The sequence below is a fragment of the Levilactobacillus sp. HBUAS70063 genome, assembly GCF_038374745.1.
In the GTDB taxonomy this organism is placed as follows: domain Bacteria; phylum Bacillota; class Bacilli; order Lactobacillales; family Lactobacillaceae; genus Levilactobacillus.
Window position 1 is genome coordinate 281702 of sequence record NZ_JBANSM010000003.1, and the last position, 21944, is coordinate 303645.

Annotated in this window: 19 protein-coding genes; 16 read left to right on the forward strand and 3 right to left on the reverse strand. The window is 53.0% G+C overall.

Annotation, left to right across the window (positions count from 1 at the left end):
* Positions 1 to 142 precede the first annotated feature (142 nt).
* From V8I28_RS06235 to V8I28_RS06250, 4 genes are all read left to right on the forward strand, one after another.
* Positions 143 to 460: a PadR family transcriptional regulator gene (locus V8I28_RS06235; protein ID WP_341779260.1), complete on the forward strand. Its 318-nt coding sequence runs from the start codon at positions 143 to 145 to the stop codon at positions 458 to 460.
* Positions 453 to 1088: a DUF1700 domain-containing protein gene (locus tag V8I28_RS06240; protein WP_341779261.1), complete on the forward strand. Its 636-nt coding sequence runs from the start codon at positions 453 to 455 to the stop codon at positions 1086 to 1088. The genes V8I28_RS06235 and V8I28_RS06240 overlap by 8 nt, the downstream gene beginning before the upstream one ends.
* Positions 1085 to 2053, forward strand: coding sequence for a DUF4097 family beta strand repeat-containing protein (locus V8I28_RS06245; RefSeq protein ID WP_341779262.1), 969 nt, complete (start codon positions 1085 to 1087; stop codon positions 2051 to 2053). Before V8I28_RS06240 ends, V8I28_RS06245 begins: the two co-directional genes overlap by 4 nt.
* Positions 2054 to 2183: 130 nt before the next feature.
* Positions 2184 to 3182, forward strand: a complete 999-nt coding sequence (locus tag V8I28_RS06250; protein WP_341779263.1) for a tRNA dihydrouridine synthase — start codon at positions 2184 to 2186, stop codon at positions 3180 to 3182.
* Positions 3183 to 3336: 154 nt separating this feature from the next.
* On the opposite strand, the gene V8I28_RS06255 is transcribed toward V8I28_RS06250, so the two are convergent.
* On the reverse strand, positions 3337 to 3573 hold the full coding sequence (locus V8I28_RS06255; RefSeq protein ID WP_341779264.1) for a hypothetical protein: 237 nt from the start codon (positions 3571 to 3573) through the stop codon (positions 3337 to 3339).
* 195 nt (positions 3574 to 3768) lie between these two features.
* Between V8I28_RS06255 and fabV the strand changes: the two genes are divergently transcribed.
* The 8 genes from fabV to V8I28_RS06295 all read left to right on the forward strand — a co-directional run bounded on the left by fabV (position 3769) and on the right by V8I28_RS06295 (position 13375).
* The gene (fabV, locus tag V8I28_RS06260; protein ID WP_341779383.1) at positions 3769 to 4959 is read left to right on the forward strand and encodes an enoyl-[acyl-carrier-protein] reductase FabV; all 1191 of its coding nucleotides are present in this window, start codon (positions 3769 to 3771) and stop codon (positions 4957 to 4959) included.
* 317 nt (positions 4960 to 5276) lie between these two features.
* Positions 5277 to 5720 (forward strand): flavodoxin domain-containing protein, encoded by a 444-nt coding sequence (locus tag V8I28_RS06265; RefSeq protein ID WP_341779265.1) that lies wholly within the window; start codon positions 5277 to 5279, stop codon positions 5718 to 5720.
* Between the two features lie 28 nt (positions 5721 to 5748).
* On the forward strand, positions 5749 to 6267 hold the full coding sequence (locus tag V8I28_RS06270) for a GNAT family N-acetyltransferase (RefSeq protein WP_341779266.1): 519 nt from the start codon (positions 5749 to 5751) through the stop codon (positions 6265 to 6267).
* 357 nt (positions 6268 to 6624) lie between these two features.
* The gene (locus V8I28_RS06275; protein ID WP_341779267.1) at positions 6625 to 7995 is read left to right on the forward strand and encodes an amino acid permease; all 1371 of its coding nucleotides are present in this window, start codon (positions 6625 to 6627) and stop codon (positions 7993 to 7995) included.
* 575 nt (positions 7996 to 8570) lie between these two features.
* A complete protein-coding gene (locus V8I28_RS06280; protein WP_341779268.1) occupies positions 8571 to 9233 on the forward strand; it encodes a hypothetical protein in 663 nt (220 codons plus the stop codon).
* A 252-nt stretch (positions 9234 to 9485) separates the two neighbouring features.
* Positions 9486 to 10124, forward strand: coding sequence for a WxL domain-containing protein (locus V8I28_RS06285; RefSeq protein WP_341779269.1), 639 nt, complete (start codon positions 9486 to 9488; stop codon positions 10122 to 10124).
* A 55-nt stretch (positions 10125 to 10179) separates the two neighbouring features.
* Positions 10180 to 11217 (forward strand): DUF916 and DUF3324 domain-containing protein, encoded by a 1038-nt coding sequence (locus tag V8I28_RS06290; RefSeq protein ID WP_341779270.1) that lies wholly within the window; start codon positions 10180 to 10182, stop codon positions 11215 to 11217.
* A gap of 13 nt (positions 11218 to 11230) precedes the next feature.
* Complete coding sequence (locus V8I28_RS06295) at positions 11231 to 13375, forward strand: lectin-like domain-containing protein (protein WP_341779271.1); 2145 nt, start codon at positions 11231 to 11233, stop codon at positions 13373 to 13375.
* Positions 13376 to 14278: 903 nt separating this feature from the next.
* Here the strand turns inward: V8I28_RS06295 and V8I28_RS06300 are convergent.
* Positions 14279 to 15514, reverse strand: coding sequence for an ArgE/DapE family deacylase (locus V8I28_RS06300; protein WP_341779272.1), 1236 nt, complete (start codon positions 15512 to 15514; stop codon positions 14279 to 14281).
* A gap of 342 nt (positions 15515 to 15856) precedes the next feature.
* Positions 15857 to 16276, reverse strand: coding sequence for an Lrp/AsnC family transcriptional regulator (locus V8I28_RS06305; protein ID WP_341779273.1), 420 nt, complete (start codon positions 16274 to 16276; stop codon positions 15857 to 15859).
* 201 nt (positions 16277 to 16477) lie between these two features.
* Here V8I28_RS06305 and V8I28_RS06310 point away from each other — a divergent pair, with 201 nt between their 5' ends.
* The 4 genes from V8I28_RS06310 (at position 16478) to V8I28_RS06325 (ending at position 21751) form a co-directional block, all read left to right on the forward strand.
* The gene (locus V8I28_RS06310) at positions 16478 to 17410 is read left to right on the forward strand and encodes an ABC transporter ATP-binding protein (RefSeq protein WP_341779274.1); all 933 of its coding nucleotides are present in this window, start codon (positions 16478 to 16480) and stop codon (positions 17408 to 17410) included.
* Positions 17411 to 18931, forward strand: a complete 1521-nt coding sequence (locus V8I28_RS06315; protein WP_341779275.1) for an ABC transporter permease/substrate-binding protein — start codon at positions 17411 to 17413, stop codon at positions 18929 to 18931. It abuts the gene before it with no gap.
* A gap of 792 nt (positions 18932 to 19723) precedes the next feature.
* Positions 19724 to 20848, forward strand: coding sequence for a vitamin B12 independent methionine synthase (locus tag V8I28_RS06320; protein WP_341779276.1), 1125 nt, complete (start codon positions 19724 to 19726; stop codon positions 20846 to 20848).
* Between the two features lie 210 nt (positions 20849 to 21058).
* On the forward strand, positions 21059 to 21751 hold the full coding sequence (locus V8I28_RS06325; RefSeq protein WP_445928194.1) for a glycerophosphodiester phosphodiesterase: 693 nt from the start codon (positions 21059 to 21061) through the stop codon (positions 21749 to 21751).
* The last annotated feature ends 193 nt before the right edge of the window (positions 21752 to 21944 follow it).

The window sequence follows — 21944 nt, forward strand, 5'->3', positions numbered from 1 at the left end:
GATGCCCGTCCGGATTGGCGGCAGTGGCGTCCGCTAATTTATAAAAAAGTTGTCGAGAAAAGATTGACAGGTCACCCGGTGTTTCGTATACTATTGATGAATTCATATTATATCACGTATAATATTGTGGGGAGGAAAGGATATGGCCATTCAGGTACCGACTGAACTCCTTGATGGTAGTGTGCTGGGGTTATTGACCCAGCAAGATTATTACGGGTACACCTTGACCCAGCAGGTTCGGCAACTTCTGCCAATCTCGGAATCAACCCTGTATCCCGTATTGCGGCGGCTGAAGAAAAACGGCTGGTTGGTCACTTATGACGAACCGTTTCAGGGCCGGAATCGCCGGTATTATCGGTTAACCGATAGCGGTCGCGACCGATTGCAGGAGATCCGAAGTGACTGGCAGGACTTTAGCCAGGCCGTGGCACAATTATTGGAGGGGAACACGCATGAATGATTACATTAGGGAAGTGGAGCGGCTGGTCGGCCAGCTGACCACCGGTGAACAACAGGACGTGGTGGAATACTACCGCGAATACTTAATGGATGCGGGAATCGAGACCTATCAGCAGGCGGTCGATGAACTGGGAACGCCCAAGTCTTTGGCGCGCAAGGTCTTAGCGGATTACTCCATCCGAATGAGTGAACAAGACCAACACGCCGCGGGCGGCTCGCGGACCGCGGCCCAGTCGGCGAAGGGCAACGTCAAAACCGTCTGGCTGATCATCTTGGCGCTATTGTCAACGCCCGTCACCATTCCAATTCTTATCATTGTGGTGGCCTTATTGTTTGCGCTGGTGGCCGTGTTGGGTAGCCTAATTGTGGCGGCATTTGCCATCTTCTTGAGCATCGTCGCGCTGGGCGTGGTGGCCGTGGTCGTCGGACTATGGGTCATTTGGCAGACGCCGTGGACTGGGTTATTTTATCTGGGAATGGGCTTGTTGGCCCTTGGCGGCAGTCTCCTGGCTTGGCTCGTGTTGAAATGGATTGGGAGTAAAGTGGTCTGGGCCCTGTCGTGGGCGGCGAAGGGGATTTATCGGCGCTTTATTCCACGTAGTCGGGCAGAACGGGGGCGGAAACTATGAAACGTAGCGTAAAGATCGGACTAACCTTGATGATTCTGGGCGCCATCTTATTGGGAATTGGCTGGATGAATCACGGGGACAAGTCCGTCGTTTGGGATAAGCAGACGCGAAGCTTTAGGACCATTCATCAGTTAAAACGGAGCTATCGACCGGCCGATTATCAACGAATCGTGGTGGCTTCCAAGGCGCCGGTGACGATTAAGGCCGGAAATACCAGCCGGGTGACGGTCAGTTACATCGATGGTTATCGGGGGTTACCACGAACGCGGGTATCCAAGGGGGCCCTCATCATTGAAGGCGGTCGGCCAGCCGATCGATTGGATATTTCCATCTTCGGAATTTCCGATCACGCTACCACGAATGGCGGCGTGCTGGTGACGGTACCGCGGGATAAACAGTTGACGAATTTAGAGGTTAAGCCGGGGAGTGGGCACATTTCGCTGCGCTCCCTGCACGCGCGTCAAATGACGTTGAAGAACAGTGACGACCTGAGCCTCATGGATTTGCGGGTCAAACGCGCGGTAACGATTCGCGCCACCGATGGGGATATCTGGGCCGATCAGATTCGGGCGCATAAGCTAGATATCAACACGGACGATGGCGATATCGGCATTTCGAACAGTCAGTTAGCCGCGACGGATAATCAATTCGTGACGGCCGACGGCGATATTCGCGTGTCCAACAGTCAACTGGGGGGTGGCCGCGCCAGCTCCGGTGATGGTGACGTTAATATAGAAGAGAATCACTTGGAGCGGACGTTTAAGGCCACTACCGATGATGGTGATATTCACGCCTACATCGGCAGGACGGCTGGTGCGCGGGTCAGTGCGCAAGACGCAGATACGGGCGATATCACGGTCCAAGGGGAGAACCGGAAGAGCGGCTACTGGTTGCGGCGGACGGCTAAGGCCCAGTACCAGCTCCGCACGAATGACGGCAGTATCCGGGTGGCAAACCGGCCGTAAATAGAGAAAATGAAGGGTGGTGTGTGGTGCACAACCCTTTTTGCTGGCTTCTGGCGGGAAACGTGGTAGAATGTAAGGACTGCGTTAACCGGAATAAACATCAAATACAAGTATTAGAGGAGATTTTATCGTGTCTGATTCATCATCTTATTGGCAAACTATTGCCCAACGTGCCCAGGCTGAAAACCGGCCCTTCTTCAGCTTAGCGCCAATGGAGGCCGTGACCAATGCGATCTTTCGCCGGGTCGTGGCGCGCGCGGCCGCTCCCGATGTCTTCTTCACCGAATTCACCAACGCCATCAGCGTGACGCATCCTAAGGCCAAATTTACCGTGCAGGGCCGACTTTACGTGGCGCCAGAGGAGGCGCACATGCCGGTGGCCCAGCTGTGGGGCAACGACGGCGAGGCTTTTGCGCGTGCGGCCGCTAACGTCAAGGAACGCGGGTATGAAGCCATTGATATTAACATGGGTTGCCCGGATTCTACGGTCATCAAGAATCACGGTGGGAGTGATCTCATTCGCAATTTCGATAGCGCCGCGGCGGTGATTGCCGGAGCGAAGACGGCGGGCTTACCGGTTAGTGTGAAGACGCGACTGGGCTATAGTCGCCTGGATGAGTGGCGCGACTGGCTGACCTTTTTGTTTCAACAGGATATTCCGTTACTGACGATTCACCTGCGGACCAAGAAGGAAATGAGCCGGGTGCCCGCCCATTATGAATTAATTGATGACATCGTGAAACTCCGCGATGAGGTAGCCCCGGAGACGTTGATCCAGTTAAATGGGGACATTGAAAATTACCAAGAGGGAGTCGCTCTAGCCCAAGCCCACCCTGGTGTGGACGGCATCATGATTGGGCGCGGGATTTTTACCAGCCCGTTTGCCTTTGAGCAGACGCCTCAACATCACGATATCAAGGAACTCCTGAGCCTGCTGAACTACCAGCTAGACCTCTACGACGACTTCGAAGCCCGTTTCGAGACGTCACGGTTTGCCTCGCTCAAGCGGTTCTTCAAGATTTACGTGCGTAGCGAACCCAACGCGGCCAGCCTGCGAAACGCCATGATGGAGACGCACAACACGAATGAGGTTCGGCAATTGTTGGCCGACTCCGATTTTACGAAGTAGGCGTTGTCCGAAATTTTATAGCAAATGAAAAGGCGCCAACTCAATCTCTGAGTTGGCGCCTTTAATCGTATCCCTCCAAGACCAGGACTATTCGGTGATCAGCCTTAATGCTTGCCAGCTGATCGTCGTTTGTCCCACTCTCGTTCTTTAAACCTTAATAGTTAGGCGTTACGGATAATTGACCGGTTGCGGCCGCTGCTTCGTCGTTGGCAGCCTTGACCAGCTTCCGTTGTGCAGCGGAAAGCTTGTCATTTTGTTGTTGGGTAGCAGTTGTCGTTTGTTCGTCAGAGGCTTGGGCGTTATTGGCACCTAAAGCGGCTGGAACGGCAATGGCAACGATGACCACAGCGATTAATGCAATCAATGACTTTGCGAGTTTGCTCTTAAACATCATGTATTTCTCCCTTATCTATGCCGAAATATTCGATACAACGTGTCTATCATACCGAAGTTAGTTTAGATAAACAACTATTAGTTTTGGCCCGTTAACTAGGCATTTTGCGCTGAATCCAATGATCAAAACAAAGGTATCGCTTCCAAAAGAAAAGTGATAAATTAGAGAAAAATAGAAAGTGCGGTGACTATTGTGCAATTGGCAGAAAAGATAATGGGAAACGTGTCGCGTTCGGTGAATCCCCATGGGTTGGAGCGGCGGCTGGCCCAGCAGATTGCGACGGTGCGGTCGCGCGGGCCGTATGCCGGAGCGAAGTGTGCCCTTATCCTAGGGGGCTCGGCCAGCTATGGTCTGGGCAGTCGGATTACCGCTGCCTTTGGCCAAGGTGCCACTACCATTTCGGTCGGTTACGCGCGGCCGCCACAGGACGATTTTCTCGGCGCGGCCGGCTGGTGGAATCAGGTGTATTTTAAGCGGGCGGCACAGCGGGCGGGGTTAATCGCCCAAAACTTCAATGCCAATGCCTTCTTAGCCAGCACGAAACGTCTGGTCATCGACTATGTTCGGCAGGAATTGAGCACGCCAATCGACTTACTGGTCTATTCAATTGCGGCCCCCAAGCGCGTCAATCCAACTAATCCAGATGAGGTGTGGCGCTCCGTGATCAAGCCGATTGGCCGTTCCGTGACGGATTTTTCACTGAATTTGGAACAAGAAAAATTGCTGGAACAAACGGTGGCCCCGGCCACACCGGCCGAGATTGCCGCCACGACCCACGTGATGGGGGGCGAGGACTGGGAACTGTGGGTCGAGACGCTGCGGGACGCGGGCGTGCTGGCGCCCAACTGCAAGACCATTCTGTTCTCCTACGAGGGGCCGCAAGCCACGGCAGCAATCTACCATGATGGCACGTTAGGACGGGCCAAACGTGCGGCGGAGGCCAGTGCCCACCGCCTCAATCACTTGTTGGCCCCCACGGGTGGCGAGGCGTTGGTCAGCGTGAACCGGTCCGCCGTCACGAAGGCTTCGGCGGTCATTCCCGGCTTCTCGCGCTACCTACTGGCGCTGTTGACGGCGGAACAACAACTGAAAAATCATGAAACGGTGATCGCCCATCAAGACCGCCTATTCCGCGAAATGGTTTATGGCCGGCAACGGGAGGTTGATGCGGCTGGTCGCCTGCGGCCGGATGCGCGTGAATTAGCACCGGCCACGCAACAGCTAGTGGCGCAATATTTACCGCGGATAACGTCAACGACCTTCACACCAACGATGCCTGGCTATCAAGCCTATCGCCGTGAGTTTCGGCAGCTCAGCGGTTTTGACGTTCCCGGGGTGGCCCCAGAATTTTCTATGACGGAGCTAGCCGGCTTGGATTATTAGAATCGAGTGTTAGTTAAGTCGCAGAACAGTGGACTCTAGTGGGGTAAAGGGGGCTATAAGTCGACTGTGATGCCTTTTGTGGACGTAGCTTATGTAAGCGGGGTCAATTAAAAGTTCCTGAGAGTCGCGTCTTTTTGCTAGGGAATCGTGGGAAAAAGGTCTATAATACTCAGCAGTCTATGGCAACCATCGAAGCCAGCGATGGGCTTGCTAAAGAATCTAAGCAGGACTTCAGTTCACCGTGTGACCACGCCACGGTGGCTTCGAGTCGTCTGCCATTAATTTAACGCTTAAAGTTTAAGGAGACCGCAGAACTTATGACACCCAGTATTCAAATTATTTTTGCGAGCATGTCTGGTCGCAATCAGGCCATTGCCGGCCATTTGCAAGCGCAGTTAGCCTCTAAAGCTCAAACCGTCATCACCGAGATCTCTCAGGCCGATGCTTTCGACCTGCCACAAAGTGATGCCGTCATCGTTGTGAGCTACACCTACCATGACGGTGATTTACCCGATGAAGCACAGGATTTCTTCGAGGATCTCAAGGAAGTCGATCTGGAACGCACTAAATTCGCCGTGCTGGGCTCTAGCTCTAAGCAGCACCTGCACTTTGGCCGGGCCGTGGACTATCTCACGATGCAGTTCAATTCCAGTAACGGCGACCAGGTCGCGGATTCCGTTAAAATCGACCAGGACCCCGACGAAGAAGATTGGTCGCGCGTGGATCAATTAGCCCAACGCGTCTTAGCCAGTGTGCTGTAATCGGAAAATTTAACGAGGTGAAACGAACATGTATTTACGTAAAGCAAAAGCAGAAGAAATCGACTTAGTCTGTGACATTATTGAAGACGGGAAAAAGCAATTGGCCGATGCCGGCATCGATCAGTGGCAGAATAACTATCCAAACCGCGCCGTCATCGAAGGCGACATCGAGGATGGGCGGGCCGTTATCTATAACAGTGACGACCACGAAACGTTGGGTGTCGCCGCGGTGATTGAATCCCCCGACCACGCCTACGACACCATGAAGGGCGAGTGGCTGAAGGAGACGACGAAATACGTGACGGTTCACCGGGTCGCCATCTTCTCCCACCATCAGGGAAACGGCTACGCCTCCCAACTGTTCCGGGATCTGTTCACCTACATCGATGAACACCACCCAGAAGCCCAGAGCATCCGCATTGATACGCACCGGGACAACCTTAAGATGCAACATCTGATTGAAAAATTTGGCTTTAAGAAGGTCGGCCAGATCGATGGGGTCTACCATCCTGCCGATGTTTGTTTCGTCTATGAAAAGTTGATTTAATCGGCTAGTCTGACCTTGAAAAATAAATTTAGGGAGAAGCCGTTACCGGCATAGCGCTGGCGGCGACTTCTTTTTTTATACATCGAGTTTGAATAAACGCCGTCGTTGCGGCATAATTGTGTATGGAATTTGTGGCCAACTTGGTAAAACAACAAAAAGAAGTTGCTTATTTACCGAGAACCAGGTAGCATATTCTCATATACTTTTAATCTAAAGACGGTCAGCTACCTGAATTTCCGGTATTTTGACGGTGGTAATGGGTCCTGATGAACCTCGTGGTAGGGCGCTGACCGTCTTTTAGCGTGAACTTAACTAACGAAATAATCCTTAAAGCAAGGATAGAAAGAAGGAATTAGATTGCAGAGAAGACTAAGCGCTCGCCAAATGCAGATGATTGCGTTAGGCGGTACGATCGGCGTTGGATTATTTATGGGGTCTGGTTCCACAATCAAGTGGACGGGGCCGTCCGTCCTTATCGCCTATATTATTTCTGGTATTTTTCTCTACTTAATTATGCGTGCACTGGGGGAAATGCTATACGTGCACCCCACAACCGGTTCGTTTTCCACCTTCGCTTCCGAATACATGCACCCGGTGTTTGGGTACCTCACGGCTTGGAGTAATATCTTCCAGTTCATTGTGGTGGGAATGAGTGAAATGATTGCCCTGGGCGGCTACTTTCGTTTTTGGTGGCCGAATCTGCCAGACTGGATTCCCGGGTTGGTCGCGATTACCTTCCTGTGTATTGCCAACTTAATTTCGGTAAAAATGTTTGGGGAGTTGGAGTTCTGGTTCGCTTTGATTAAAGTGGTCACCATTATCCTGATGATCATTGCCGGGCTGGGCGTCATTCTCTTTGGCTTTGGGAATCACGGCGTTGCGGTCGGCATCAGCAACCTCTGGACGCACGGCGGTTTCTTTACCGGCGGGGTTAAGGGCTTTATCTTCGCCCTTGCCATCGTCTTAGCCTCCTATCAGGGGATTGAGTTAATTGGGGTGACGGCCGGTGAAGCCGAGAACCCGCAGCACACGTTGGTTACGGCAATTCGGTCGACCGTTGCGCGGATTCTGATTTTCTACGTGGGTGCCATCTTCGTGATTGTCAGCATTTATCCGTGGAATCAGTTAAACCAGATCGGGTCTCCGTTCGTTCAAACCTTTGCTAAGATTGGGATTACCGCTGCCGCATCGATCATCAACTTCGTGGTGATTACGGCCGCGCTGTCCGGGTCTAATTCTGGTATTTACAGTGCTAGTCGGATGGCCTTCACGCTAGCGGAGAAGAAGCAGTTGCCGCGTAAGGTGACGCTGCTCAACCGTCATGGGGTGCCGGTTTACGCCGTTATCGCAATTTCTATTGGGATTGGGATTGGGGTCGTCTTAAATGTGGTCTTACCCATGTTCTTCAAGGATGCCAGCCAAATTTTCGTGATGGTGTACAGCTCGAGTGTCCTGCCCGGGATGGTGCCGTGGTTCGTGATTCTCATCAGTGAGATTGAATTCCGTAAGCAAAATCCGCATGAGATGGCAGAGCATCCGTTCAAGATGCCATTTGCGCCGTGGTCGAACTACATCACGTTGATTTTCCTGGCTGTGACGTTAATCTTCATGTTCTTGAACCCGGAAACGCGGGTGTCCATTCTGGTTGGGGTGGTCTTCCTGGCCGTGATGACGCTCATCTACTTCAAGAAGTATCAACCACGTGAAAACCAAGAAAAAACGCTGTAATTGAAAGTTAGCGATAAACAGTCGGTCACCTCGCTGCTAAGGGGAGGCCGGCTGTTTTTTGATAATCCTGTTTAGCCGCCTTACCGTTCGCCAAATAGGGGTTGGAACGGACCGAGCCTGAGAGGCGGTCTCGGCCTCGCTTTGAGCCGATAGCCCACGTCTCAAAGACGCCAGTTCCCTAACCGGCTAACCCCGCCGATAAGGGAACTCCCACGGCTGAACCCCTATTTGGCTCACTCACGTCTACGACAGTGCTGGCCAATAACCAGCGGCTTAACTCGACGTAACGGCTGATTTGCCGACAAACTTTGATGCTGCTGGTAAGTGCTATCCTGCCGGAGATCGTCAGGGGTGGAGCCCACAACAGGCGGAATCCCTGGCAGGCGCAGGCTTCTGGTTTCATTAGTTTAACGAGTAAACCGCTACCACAGGTATAGTAGCGGTTAGCCATTACAATTGCCAATCTGCTATAATGTTAAAGAGCATTTTTCGAAGGGTTCACGATTAAAAATGACAGTCGAATTTAAAAATTTTATCGCGGTGGCACTGGGCCACGCGGAAGGGTGGGACAGTAAATGAGTCGTCCGGGAAACTATGGTAAATCGAGTCGTCTCAAGCAGTTGCGGCAGATTAAACGCCGCAAACAACAGCACGCGAGCCGGACCATTGATTGGGACCAGGTGGAGGACTTCTTACTGGGCCGGTATCACTTGGTTCAGGGAAGTAAGCTACCGGCCGTGGTGGATGCGACCGTCCAGCGCTTCTTTAGTGAGTGGCTTCAAACGGCGTTGGCTCAGGGTGAAGACCAGGTTCAATGGGACGTGACCGCTCTCACCACGGCTACGCTACGGCGAATTGGCAACCAAGTGCCTTGGCAGTTTTACGGTCTGCTTGCCGGCCAAGCCGAGCGGTGGCAACGCTTCTTGCGGCGGGAGGGTCCAGCCGTCCCGTTAGCCACGCCCCGACAGATCATTCAGCCCCTGACGACCGCGGACTGGCAACGGATGATTGCCGATCAATTGGCCGTGAACTTATTAACGGTCAGCGCGGTTCCGGTCACCGCGAAACAGCGTACCCAGTTGGCCACGAGCTTCTTAGCGGCCGATCAACTCCAGTGGTCCGCGGTAGCGGCATTGTTTGCGCCGCTAGGGTTTCAGATTACACCGGGAACGGATGCCCAGACTACCCAGTGGCTTAACCGTTTAAAGGGCTTAACAGTGGGCGACTTCCATCAATAAATGGCTAGATACGAAAGGTCAGCGAAAAGCTGGCCTTTTTATTTACCAACAGGTATTATCTTCTAGTGAATCAAGCAAATGAGATTAAGCAGACACGATTTTGGCTAGACGGCTGGTGGACAAGGTGACCAGCATGGAACAATTTTGTCTGTAACGTTAAGCGGATGGCTTAGCCATTACTGGGGCCATTCGAGTTTGCTAAAACGGGTAATCGGGAGGTATGTATTAGCAACAATTGAGGAGTTGAGTATCATGACTCGAAAGTTAATGAAGACTGCCTTACTGAGTGGGGTAGCAATCTTGGCACTGGGATTGGGGATTGCCCCCGCTGCTGCGGCGACAAGCGATGCCTCTTCATCCAGTAGCAGTGCAAGTAGTGCGGGGCCAACCGCGCAAACCACGACGACCTCGGCTGATTTCGATATGAATCCAGATGCGGCCATCGCCTTGGATTCAGCACCCAACATCAGCTTTGGGACGAACATTACGCCTAACGGCAAGAGCGACATGTCGTATTCCGCAACGACCGCGGATAATCCAGTTGAAGTTGCCAATCCTGGCTTGGCTAGTGGGTGGAGCGTTCAAGTGAATAATTCGGCCTTTACGGATACGGCGGGCGATACCTTGAAGGGCGCAGTGCTCTCACTGGGTGAACCCGATGTGGCCGCTGCCAACGCTGATAACCCTTCAGCGGCACCAACCGCTGGTGCCATCAAGCTCGATGGTAGCGGCACTAACGCCGTTGCCTTCAATGCCGCTGCCAAGGGTGGTTTAGGTGTTTGGGATTCCGAATACGGTGTCGCGGAAATTGTCTTGGCCGTACCAGCTGGGCAATTACCGGGCACTTACACCTCAACCATGAACTGGCAGCTTAACGACACGCCACAATGAGGCCGATTTCGTTAGGCTGTTGATGACGGTGTGATTGCGTGAGGGGGCGTCAGTCATGAAACGAGGATGGAAAGTCTTACTGACTGTGAGTTTGGCGTTAGGGGCATTGCTGGGCGGTCTACCGGCGGTTCGGGCCGCCAAGACGCCGACCAACAATGTCGGGTATTCTGTGCGACCGATTCTGCCGGCTAACCAGCAAAGCAAGCAGATTTCGTATTTTGATTTACGGGCCAAGCCGGGTCAAGCGCAGGACCTGCAAGTTGTCGTTGCGAATACCAGCAATCGGTCGCAGAAGTTTCGCGTGAGCGTCAATCAGGCGGTCACGAATAACAACGGGGTCATTGATTACAGCCAACTCAAGCCTAAGCGGGATTCGTCGTTGAAGGTCGGGATTGCCGATATCTTCAAGCGGCATGCCGGTCGGACGATTACGGTTCCGGCCAATGCACAGAGACGAGTGACGGTCAGCTATAAGCTCCCGGCAAAGAAGTTTCGGGGCATTATTTTAGGTGGGATCTACGTGGCCCAGTTACAACCCAAGACCGTCAAGTCCAACAGTAAGATTATGATCAGAAACACGTTTGCGTATGCCATTGGCGTCTTGATCCAAGAAGGCAAGACCGTCAAGACCGATTTGAAACTAAATCGGATCGGTGCCACGCAAATCAACGCACGGAACTTGGTGGCGGCTAATCTGCAAAACTTCGAACCCGGAATCTTGCAGCATTTGACCGTCAACGCCCGTGTGACGCAGGCTGGCAATGACCAGACGGTGATTTCCCAGAAACAGACGCGAATGGGGATGGCACCGAATAGCAACTTTAACTTTGGCATTCCGTGGGGAAACCAGCAGTTGAAAGCCGGGACGTACACGCTGTATTTGACGGCGAAGTCCGGTGGCCAACAGTGGCGATTCGTTCGCGACTTTACGATTAACGCGCCGACCATTAAGCGCTTGGATCGTCACGCGTTAACCCCAACACGGCCAAACTATCTGTTGTATCTGGCATTGTTGCTCCTGATTGCGATTCTCTTTGCCGTGATTGGCTACCTCGTTTATCGCAACCGACACACACAAGACAACCCAAAGTAAGGAGGAATTTACGTTGTTCAAACGGTGGTTGAGCGCCGGCTTGATTCTGCTGGCAATGGCCCTGATGAGTGGTGGCATTGTTGCCCATGCCGATAATGAAGATTATGTCCATGCGTTGCAAACCGCACCGCAGGGAATTCTCTTGGATAAAGGGAGTGCTGTGATGACTTTGGGAACCGCCAGCATGAGCTCCGCCGCTATTGTGGACACCATGAATCCCGCCACACCGGACACGCAGGTTGCCTTGCTGACACATGGACCCAATCAGTTTGGATCGATTTGGTCGACGAATGATAACGACTTTAATTTGAAAAAGGACGAAACCGTCTCAATGTGGATGTACTTCGGTGATCAGGGGACCGGTGCCGGTGGCGGCATGGCCTTCGTGCTCCAAAACGACGATCGCGGGACCGCCGCCATGCCGACCTTCAAATTTCCGCTAGCGGAAACGTTAGGGGTCTGGGGTGTCGATAGTAACCCCCGCGAACAGAGTAGTATGGCCATTGCAAAGACGGCGATTCAAAACAGTTGGGCGTTGGAGTTCGACACGGAAACCAATGCCCAGAACAATGGCCACGCGCCAGGGAGTGCAAATTCCTTTGATCTGGGCTACCCGGGCAATCACATTGCCGCGGGGTATCCGGGGTTAGCCACGACCTACCATCAGTACGTGGATGAAGGATCGTGGTTTACCCTGACGCGGGATAAGTACTACTACGCCCTCAAACACTTTGGCTTGCTCGCCAACACGCAGGATCCGGGTTTCCTATCGAATGGGCAGTGGCATCACGTCAGCATTCACTGGAGTGCTTCGGCGCAGACCATGACCTATACGATTAACGACAAGAATCCGCAGACGGGTCAGCCACAGATAGGCGTCAGTCACACGGTGTTTCTTGATCCGCGGGTGGTCAATCCCGGGAACCGGTATCACGACAAGGTTCGGTGGGGCATCACCAGCGCCGTGGGTGGCAAGTGGAGTAATAACCTGGTCATCTTCGAGAATACGCCGGGTAACATCGATGCGGAAACCAGCGCCACGTTGACCGACCTGACGCTGAACCGGGAGATTAAAAATCACGGCGAGACGGTCGCTCGTGACCGCGTACGTCTGGATTATCATCTGGATTATCGTGATGGGCGGCAGTCCTGGTCGCAAGTGGTGGCTAACCTGAAGTTACCCAAGTTCATCGATTTTGAGGACGCGAAGATTACCTACAGTGGTGATCAGTCGTCGGAGACTTTGGACGTTAAAGACATTACGGACAATCAGCTACGCGCCAAGTTAGGTCAAGCGATGGATCACGCCAACCCCTCCGCGACCATCAGCCTGACCGGGCGAGTGGCGGCCGTGGCTAAGACGACCGAAGTGGCTCAAGAATCGAGTACCTTCTCGTCGACCGCCTTGATTAGAACGGCCGAGACGCCGGCGTTTACGATTACCCCCAGTGTCGACTTGAATCTGGCCGTTACCAGTGGGCAGGCGATCGATCTAAATCCGCAACAAGGCACCACGGTGAAGGGGAAGGTGACCGTCACCGGCGCGACGACCCAGCCAACGGTTAAGGTTAAGCCGACTTTGAATCGGCTGGACCTGCCGGCGGTTACGGTGCGCGACGACGGGTCATTTAACCTACCCCTAACGCCGGATATGCTTAACGCCGGGAAGAATACCCTGACGTTGCGCGCCACGACTGCGGATGGGAGTCAGTCTAATCTCGTCACGATCACGATTACCGTGGCGGGAGAATTGAAGTTTAGTTCGATTTCGTCAAATGAAAGTTTCGAACCCAGTGAATTGACTGGCCAAAACCAGTTGGTTCATCGGGAAGGTGATTGGCAATTAGTTGTTCAAGATACGCGGGGCATTGGGTCGCAGTGGACGCTATTGGCGCAGGCTGACCCCTTTGTGAATAGTGACGGAACCAAGTTGAGTGGTGGTCCCGTCTACGTCACACCGGACGGCATCACGCCGATTGGCACTACGCCCACGCCGGTATTAACCCACACGACCAACGCGATGAACTCGGACGGTAAATTCAACGTGGCGGCGCACTGGTCCCAGAAGACGGGCGTTTTGCTCGATGTGGATCAGGGCACGTTGCCTGGAAACTACGCTGGGAGCATCACGTGGACGCTGACGGATGCGCCGGAGTAGCCTGCACGACGCAATGAAGGTGGTCTCACGTCATCGATAAATAATCGTCAATCAATTTGGATGGTTAACCTGAATCATCCTACCAAGGAAGCAACTATTGGCGCAGCACCACCAACAACAATTCCAAGTTTCATCAAAGCCATGAAGTGACGTCTAGACGAGTTCTAGGCGCCATTTTGTTTGCTAAAGGTTAACGTGTTGATTATTGGCATGACGATGTTCTGGCGACTAAATTGGTGAAACTAGGAGCCTGCGCCTGCCAGAGACTCCGCCTGCTGTGGAGGCCACCTTCGGCCTGAGAAGCGGGCTTCCGGTTCGCTTGGAAACCTTGCCAAGCCCGCAAGTCTCCCAAGTCGCCCCACGCTGTAAGCTGAGAGAAAACCTCAGCTAACACCGTCGACACAGCTGGCTCCAACCTTGGCGATCTCCGGCAAGGTAGTGCTTACCAGCAACGCCAAAGTTTGTCGGCAAATCAGTGGTTACGTCGAGTTAAGCCGCTGGTTGCTGGCTAGTACCTTCGCAGCCGTGAGTGATCCAAATAGGGGTTCAGCCGTGGGCTTACGGCTCAAAGCGAGGTCGAGACCGCTTCTCAGGCCCGGTCCGGTCCGCCCACCGCGCTCCAACCCATATTTGGCGAACAGTAAGGCGACCGCTTTCCACTACGAAATTGCAACCGACTAGTGTTAACGCCAATAGTCGCATGATGATCATAATCCCAGTTGATTTCGGTCTTTCAGATGTTAGTTTTTTAAAAAATTGACGAAAAAGTGCAACAAATTCCGAAAAATTTACATTAGTAGTAAGTAGGGGATGTGCTCTGAAGGTCACGCAAAAAGGCCGTAACCGCGTGGGCAACACGCGGTCACAGCCTTAAATTAGCCTTGTCAGCACCCGTCTAACGACTTAGTGCAACAGTTCGGTAATCATTTGTTCGTAAATCGTGATGAATCGGTGGTACATGTCCAAATCGACGTACTCGTTTACCTGGTGCGCCGTGATGTTTCCCGGTCCAAAGACCACGACATCAATGTTTGGATTGGCCGCTAGGAAGGAGGAAGCGTCGGTGCCACCGGGAACCCCAATCAGAGGAAGCTTCTGGTCCAAGTTGGCTTCACCCACCCGTTTAGCCACCTTGACCAACTGCGTGTCTTCCATGGTGTGCATCGGTCGGAGGTCACTGAGGACGTCCAAAGACAGGTCGGCCCCGGCGGCGTTTAAGTCGGCGATGATTTCCTTAATGGCGACCAGCATGTCGGCGTTCGGTAGTTCGGGAATCGTCCGAATTTTGACGGACAGGTCGGCGCTGGCCGGAACCGTGTTAATCTGTTCACCACCGCGAACCATGGTGACGACGGGCGTCACGGGCCCCAGCACCGGATTCCGGTAGTTCTTGACGGAAGCGAAGTATTCCTCTTCCTTTTGGTAAAAGGCCATCAGTGGGGTGATGGCGTTCTTGCCAATCTCGGGCATTGAACTGTGCGCCGCCACCCCGTTGGAATGGACGGTGTAGGTCAACGACCCCTTGTGGGCGAGCTCGATGAAGTGTTGTTCGTCGGTCTGGTTAGCGTCGGCTAATTTCTGCGCGCCGGCTTGGTCGATCTGCAACATGTATTGAATCTGCTTTTGCATCAGTAAGGACTTCGCGGCCCCACTGGGTTCACCCACGATTAAGGTCTTCAAGTCCTGCGCGTAGCCGGCCTCGGCCAGTTGCTTGGCGCCATATTGACCGTATTCTTCGCCCACCGTGGCCATTAGCCGAACGGTTCCGTGTAGCGGTACCTGGTTGTCTTTCAAATGAATCAGGGCCCAGACGCCGGCCATCAAGCCGGACTTCATGTCGGAGGTTCCCCGCCCAATCATGAGATTATCCTTGATGGTCGCGGAGAGGGCATCGACCTTCCACTTGGCCGCATCGCCCAGGGCCACAATATCGGCGTGGCCATCGAAGCCGACGACGGGGCCGTTACCGTCACCAATCTCGGCAACGAGGCTGGCTCGACCGGGCGCGTATTCCACTAATTTACTTTCAATATCGTGCTTGGCGAGTAACGCGGCGATGTAGTCGGTTACTTGCTTCTCAGCACCATTAACGGTATTCATCTTGACGATATCGCTCAGTGCTTGAACAACTTCATCCATGTTCTTCCACCTCATTCTAGAAATAAACCACCTGTATGTAAATTGTCAGGTTGATAACTAACTTGATTACAGCACTTTTTGCGGGGGCGGTCAAGAAACTGGCGCGTTGAAGTGGCGGAATTGGACGGTCTTGGGTGAATCGGGCGGGGAGCTTTAAACTAACAAGTACGTTGCGACTGGTTTATAGGATTTGATATTGGAGACGTGCCCTTGCTGGTGAAATGTGGGTGTAGAAGTTAGGCTGAAATTGGCCGGATTAACGACTGAAGTTAGGCCGCCCAGTCGTGACGTCGGTCAGGCGACCAGTGTGAACAAGGTGACCGGTAATGGCCAATCAGGTGTTCAGATTAACTCGTCAATCACATCGCTAACTTTATAGGTGGCCACGTTACCCAGTGCCAAGAGAAAGTCGTTTAGTTCGCGCCGAGAATGAAAGGCCCCCTCGATTAAGTAGGGCATGTCGCCGGAAACGCGATAGTGGTGGCGAATGGCGTTGCGATAGTCTTTGATGAGCCGACGATAGGCCGTTCGCTGGTTGGCGTCTTTGACGGCGGCTTGAATAAAGATCTGGCGGTCATAGCCGAGCTTTTCGGTATCGACCTCAATCGTGTAACGCTTGATGACGCCGCTGTCTTCCAAGCGGTTGATCCGTGCCGTGACGGCCGGGGCCGTGAGGTGAACGCGCTGAGCGAGATGGTTCACCTTAATCCGGCAATTATGGGTGAGTTCTTTTAAGATCTGGCGGTCCGTTTGATCGAGCACAAGTAACACCTTACTTTATAAATATTTTGGGACGAAACACTTTAGTTTTAATCTTAACAGGTCTGTCAAAAAACGGTAAAGTAGAGGCTATTGTCGCTGGGGATTGGCGAGGCGTTTTTCTAGGTAATTTGGCTAAGATTAGTATAATTAAACATTACAGGGTACGTGAGAAAGCAAGAATTGATAGACATGGAGGTTGGCATGATACAGTTTAAAAATGTTAGTAAACAGTATGCGGATAATTTAGCGTTGGATCGGCTGAACTTGACGATTCCGAGTCGCGACTTCTTTGTCTTAGTCGGACCGAGCGGGAGTGGCAAGACCACCACCTTGAAGATGCTCAACCGGTTGATCGAACCAACCGATGGGGATATTTATTTTGATGATCAACGCATCATTGACTACGACTTGAAACAGTTACGGCTACAAATGGGGTACGTCCTACAAAATATTGCCCTGTTTCCCAATCTCAACATTCAAGAAAACATCGCCATTCAGGCGGAGTCCCTGGGCTGGGCGCGCAAGGATCGGGTCGCCCGGGCCCGGCAACTGTTGTCGCAGGTCGACCTCGATCCCGACCAGTACGCTACGCGGATGCCCAGCGAGCTGTCCGGAGGTGAGCAACAACGGGTTGGGATCATTCGCGCGCTGGCGATTAAGCCCAAGGTAGTCCTGATGGATGAGCCCTTTAGCGCCCTGGACCCGATTTCACGGAAACAACTCCAGGATCTCGTACTCCGGTTACATCGGGAGTTGAAGATGACGTTTGTCTTCGTCACCCACGACATGCACGAGGCGCTACGTCTGGGGCAACACATTGCCGTGATGCGCCTGGGCCACATTCAACAAGTGGGGACCGGAGATGAGATCATGCAGCATCCGGCCAACGATTTCGTGCGCGGCTTTTTCCAAAATGAACACGCGCCGCGACCAGAAGTTATTCAAGACCTATTAAACGAAGGCTATGGCCAGAGCACGACGGCTACCGCTACGTTGGCTGCTACGGCGCCGATGAGCGAGTTGGCTGCGGCCTTACAACGGGCGGATCAAGTGGTGGTCGGCACCGAGCATGGCGCGCGGTCGCTGAAGACACCGGATCTATTGGACTACTTAGCCACCAAGGAGGCGGACTAATTGCAAGCCATTGGGCACATTTTAAAGACGCAGGGCGATGACATTGTCCGCGCCATTGGCCAACACATTGGGTTATCGTTGATTTCATTGCTGATTGCGGCGGTCATTGCGATTCCCCTCGCCATTATTCTGATGAACCACCAACGCGGCGCCAAGGTCATGTTGCAGATTACCAGTGTCCTCCAGACGATTCCCAGCCTGGCCCTATTGGGAATTTTGATTCCCATCGTGGGGATTGGGACGGTGCCGTCGATTATCGCGCTGGTCATTTACGCGGTGATGCCGATCTTTCAAAATACGTATTCCGGGTTGACCACGATTGATCCCAACCTGGAAGAGGCGGCCACGGCCTTCGGTTTATCGCGGCGAATGAAATTATTCCGTATCGAGTTACCGTTGGCCATGCCGATGATTATCTCCGGAATCCGGATTGCCACGGTCATGATCATCGGAACCGCCACGCTGGCCGCCTTGATTGGGGCCGGTGGGTTAGGGACCTACATCCTGTTGGGAATCGAAACCAACAACAACGCGCTCTTGATTATTGGGGCGGTGCTCTCTGCCATTTTAGCGCTGGTCTTTGGGGCCGGTATCGACTGGTTAGGGAAGTTGTCCTTCAAGAAGGCCGGCATCGTGCTGGCCACGTTGGTCGTGCTAATCGGTGGCTTTGCGGGTTACCGCAAGCTGGCCAATCCACAGACTACGTTAACCGTGGCCGGTAAATTAGGGAGTGAACCCGAGATCCTCATCAACATGTATAAGGATTTAATTCAACACGATCACCCGAACATCAAGGTGACGACCAAGGCTAATTTTGGCGCCACGTCCTTCCTGTTCAAGGCGTTGCAGTCGGGTTCCGTTGACATTTACCCCGAGTTCACCGGGACGGTCTTAGAGTCGTTAGTCACCGGTGAGAAGTCGGCTAGTCATGATCCGGCTAAGACCTATCAGATTGCGAAGACGGCCCTAAAGACCCAGCATCAGATGGCTTACTTGAAGCCGATGAAGTATCAGAACGGCTATGACTTGGCCGTGACCCAGCAGTTCGCCAAGCGGTATCATCTCAAGACGGTTTCGGATTTGGTCGCCGTCGAAGATAAGGTCCACGCCGGGTTTGACCCCGATTTTCACCAGCAGAAGGATGGCTATCCCGGGCTGAGCAAGGCGTACGGTCTGAAATTCGCCAGCGTCAAGACCATGGAGCCGTCGATTCGCTACAAGGCCATCGCCAATGGCAAGGTCAACTTGGTCGATGGCTACACCACCGATCCGGAGGTGCAGGAGTACCACTTGGTCGTCTTGAAGGATGACAAGCGTTTCTTCCCACCGTACCAGGGGGCACCGTTGATGACGGAGAAATTGTTAACGGAACATCCCGAATTGCGGACGACGCTAAATAAGTTGGCCGGCAAGGTGACGACCACGGACATGCAAAAGATGAACTATCGCGTGTCGGTCAAGCACGAGAAGGCCGCCGTGGTGGCGCGGGAATACTTGAAGAGTCACGGTTTGTTAGATTAAAGGAGAAATGATGAGGATGCGTGCCATTATTGTCCGGAAGCTTTAGAATTGACGACCGTACCTAGGCCGCAAGCACAACCCGGTTGGTCGGTTATTCAGGTCAAGGGGCGTGGGATCGATCACTCGGAAGTGTTCACGTTCTCGATCTGATCGGACCCGCGACCGGTTAAGGAGTCGTTGGCTCACGTAACCGCTGGGGGCATCGTGAGCGCGACTGGACAGCTGGGTGGGCAATGGACGTTGGCAGACTTTGACCCAATCATGGCGATTCCTAACGACGCCTACCTCACGTCGTTTTATTCAGGCAGGCGCGGTTACAGGCTTTGCTAAACGTGATTGCGCGCCGCAAAATAGATGTTCGTCCGATTAAGACGTTTGCACTTGGCTAGCCAACATAGTTTTGGCAAGGTCGTGGTCCTCTTCTGAAATTAACCTTGACAGGCGGTAGTCAGAAGACTAAACTATCATTAATTTCTAATCGATTTGTCATAAAAGCTAGGAGAAGAGTAGCGGCGTCAGCCTTGTTCAGTGAGCCCGGTAAGTGAAAACGGGTCAGGGCTTAACCGTGAAGATGAGCTCCTAATAGCTATCAAGCAGTTCACGCTGCTTGATCGGTAGGAACCGTTAACTTTCCGGGTATCAATTGGTACCGTTGAGGCGAGGTCTGTGAAGGCCTGGTAAACTAGGGTGGTAAAACGACGCGTTCGTCCCTTGAACTAAGCAATTAGTTCGGGGATGAACGCTTTTTTTACGTCCGACGACAAATCACTAAAATCTAGGAGGAATTTACAAATGACAACAACGACTTTGAAAGCTTATCCTTACCGTTACGATGTTGTGGGCAGTCTCTTGCGGCCAGCCGATTTGAAAGCGGCCCGGGCAAAATTCGCGGCGGGCGAAATTTCCGCGGACGACTTGAAGGTGGTTCAACGCGCCGAAACTAAGCGCGTGGTCCAGGAACAAGTCGACCTGGGATTGAAGGCCGTCACCGATGGCGAGTTTAACCGGAGCTGGTGGCACTTGGACTTTCTGTGGGGACTCACCGGCGTGGGGCACTACGACTACAAGCAAAGTTATAAGTTCCACGGGAGCAAGACGCGGACCGACAACGCCGACTTAGTGGGAAAAATTGCGTTTAACCCGGATCACCCCTTCTTTGAAAGTTTCCAATATCTCCAAAGCTTGGTTCCGGAAGGTGTGGTGGTGAAGCAGACCATCCCGTCACCGACCATGTTATTCCGGGATAACCGAAGCGATAACTGGTCGCAATTCTACGAGACCTGGGACGCGTACTTAGACGATTTAGCCAAGGCCTACCATGAAACGATCGTCCACTTCTACGATCTGGGTTGCCGGTACTTACAATTAGACGATACGACCTGGGCCTTTCTGATCAGCAAGCTCAACGAGACGGCCGATGACCCAACCGCGCATCAAAAATACGTGGGCTTGGCCGAGGATGCGGTTCGCATCATCAATCAGCTGCTGGCGGGGTTACCGGAAGACTTGACGGTCACCACCCACATTTGTCGGGGGAACTTCAAGTCGACCTACCTCTTCTCTGGGGGTTATGACGATGTCGCCGACTACTTGGGTCAGTTGCACTACGATGGTTTATTCCTGGAATACGATAGTGACCGGGCCGGATCGTTTGCGCCACTGAAGAAGATTTGGAACGGCGATACCGGTAAGCGGTTGGTGCTCGGACTGATCACGTCCAAGTTCCCCGAATTGGAGGATGAGGCGGCCGTGAAAGCCCGGATTGACGAGGCGGCCAAACAGGTCCCCCTTGCCAATCTCGCGCTATCCACGCAATGTGGCTTTGCCTCCACTGAGGAAGGTAATCAGTTGACCGAGGACCAGCAGTGGGCCAAGTTGAAGCTGGTTAAACGCATTGCCGACAGCGTTTGGGGGTAATCACCGGCACCGATTAAAGATTAGCTGCAAAATAACGGTACGGAAAGGGCGGTTCGCTAGCTTGAGGGTTAGCGAACCGCCTTTCGTCTGGTTGATTTGAAAGATTTACAGAGTTTTTACCAAAAAGCCACACCCATTTTACAAGCCACGAGTAGACTAGAGGGGTAAATTAGGGTTCGTCCGCTGAGGCATAACATTAAGGAGTGATTGATCACGATGGCAACCACGGTCTTTGGTCACCGGGGATACCCGGCACGGTTTCCAGAAAATTCGTTGGCCGGGTTCGGCTATGCGCTGGATCACGGCATTGAAGGGTTGGAGTTTGACGTTCATCTCACGGCGGATCATGTGCCGGTCATCATGCACGATGAGCAGATCGATCGGACCACGGACGGTAGTGGGCGGATTGACCGCTACACCTTTGACCAATTGCGCCAGTTTCGGTTAACCAATGGCGAACCGATTCCGTCTTTGGCGGAGTTCCTCAAATTAGTGACGGACCGGGATGTCCAGTTGAACTTGGAATTGAAGACGGACAAGATTCAGTATCCGGGCATTGAGGCCATCGTGATGCGGATGGTGCATGCCACCTCATTGCGCCGGCCGGTCATCTTCTCTTCCTTCCACTTGCCCACGTTGAAAACCTGTCAGCAGATTGCCCCTAATGAGAGCTACTGCTGGTTGACCGACAAACCGGTCGCACAGCCAGCCACCCTGGTTGCGAAGGAACACTTGAGTGGCCTTCATTTGAGCCATTTTCAATCCGGTTTACCGGTGGCGGAACGGATCTGGACCGTCGATAATCCTACGGTAGCTGCCGACCTGATGCGCCAGCAGGTTGCCGGAATCTTCACCGATGACTTTGTGACGATGATGCAGGTTAAACAGCGGTTAGCGAATTAGGTCATTTAATGCCGGTCCACATGGTTAGAATGGCCTTGTTCGTAAAGTTTGGCTTAAAACTAATGATGAAAAAACGAGCCTGGGACAAAGCCTCCCAGGCTCGTTCGCGTCACCTTTACATAGCTGAAACGTTCGCTAAAAGGCAGCTGGCTCCGCTTAAACCTGATAACCCGACAATCTAAGATCAGGATTA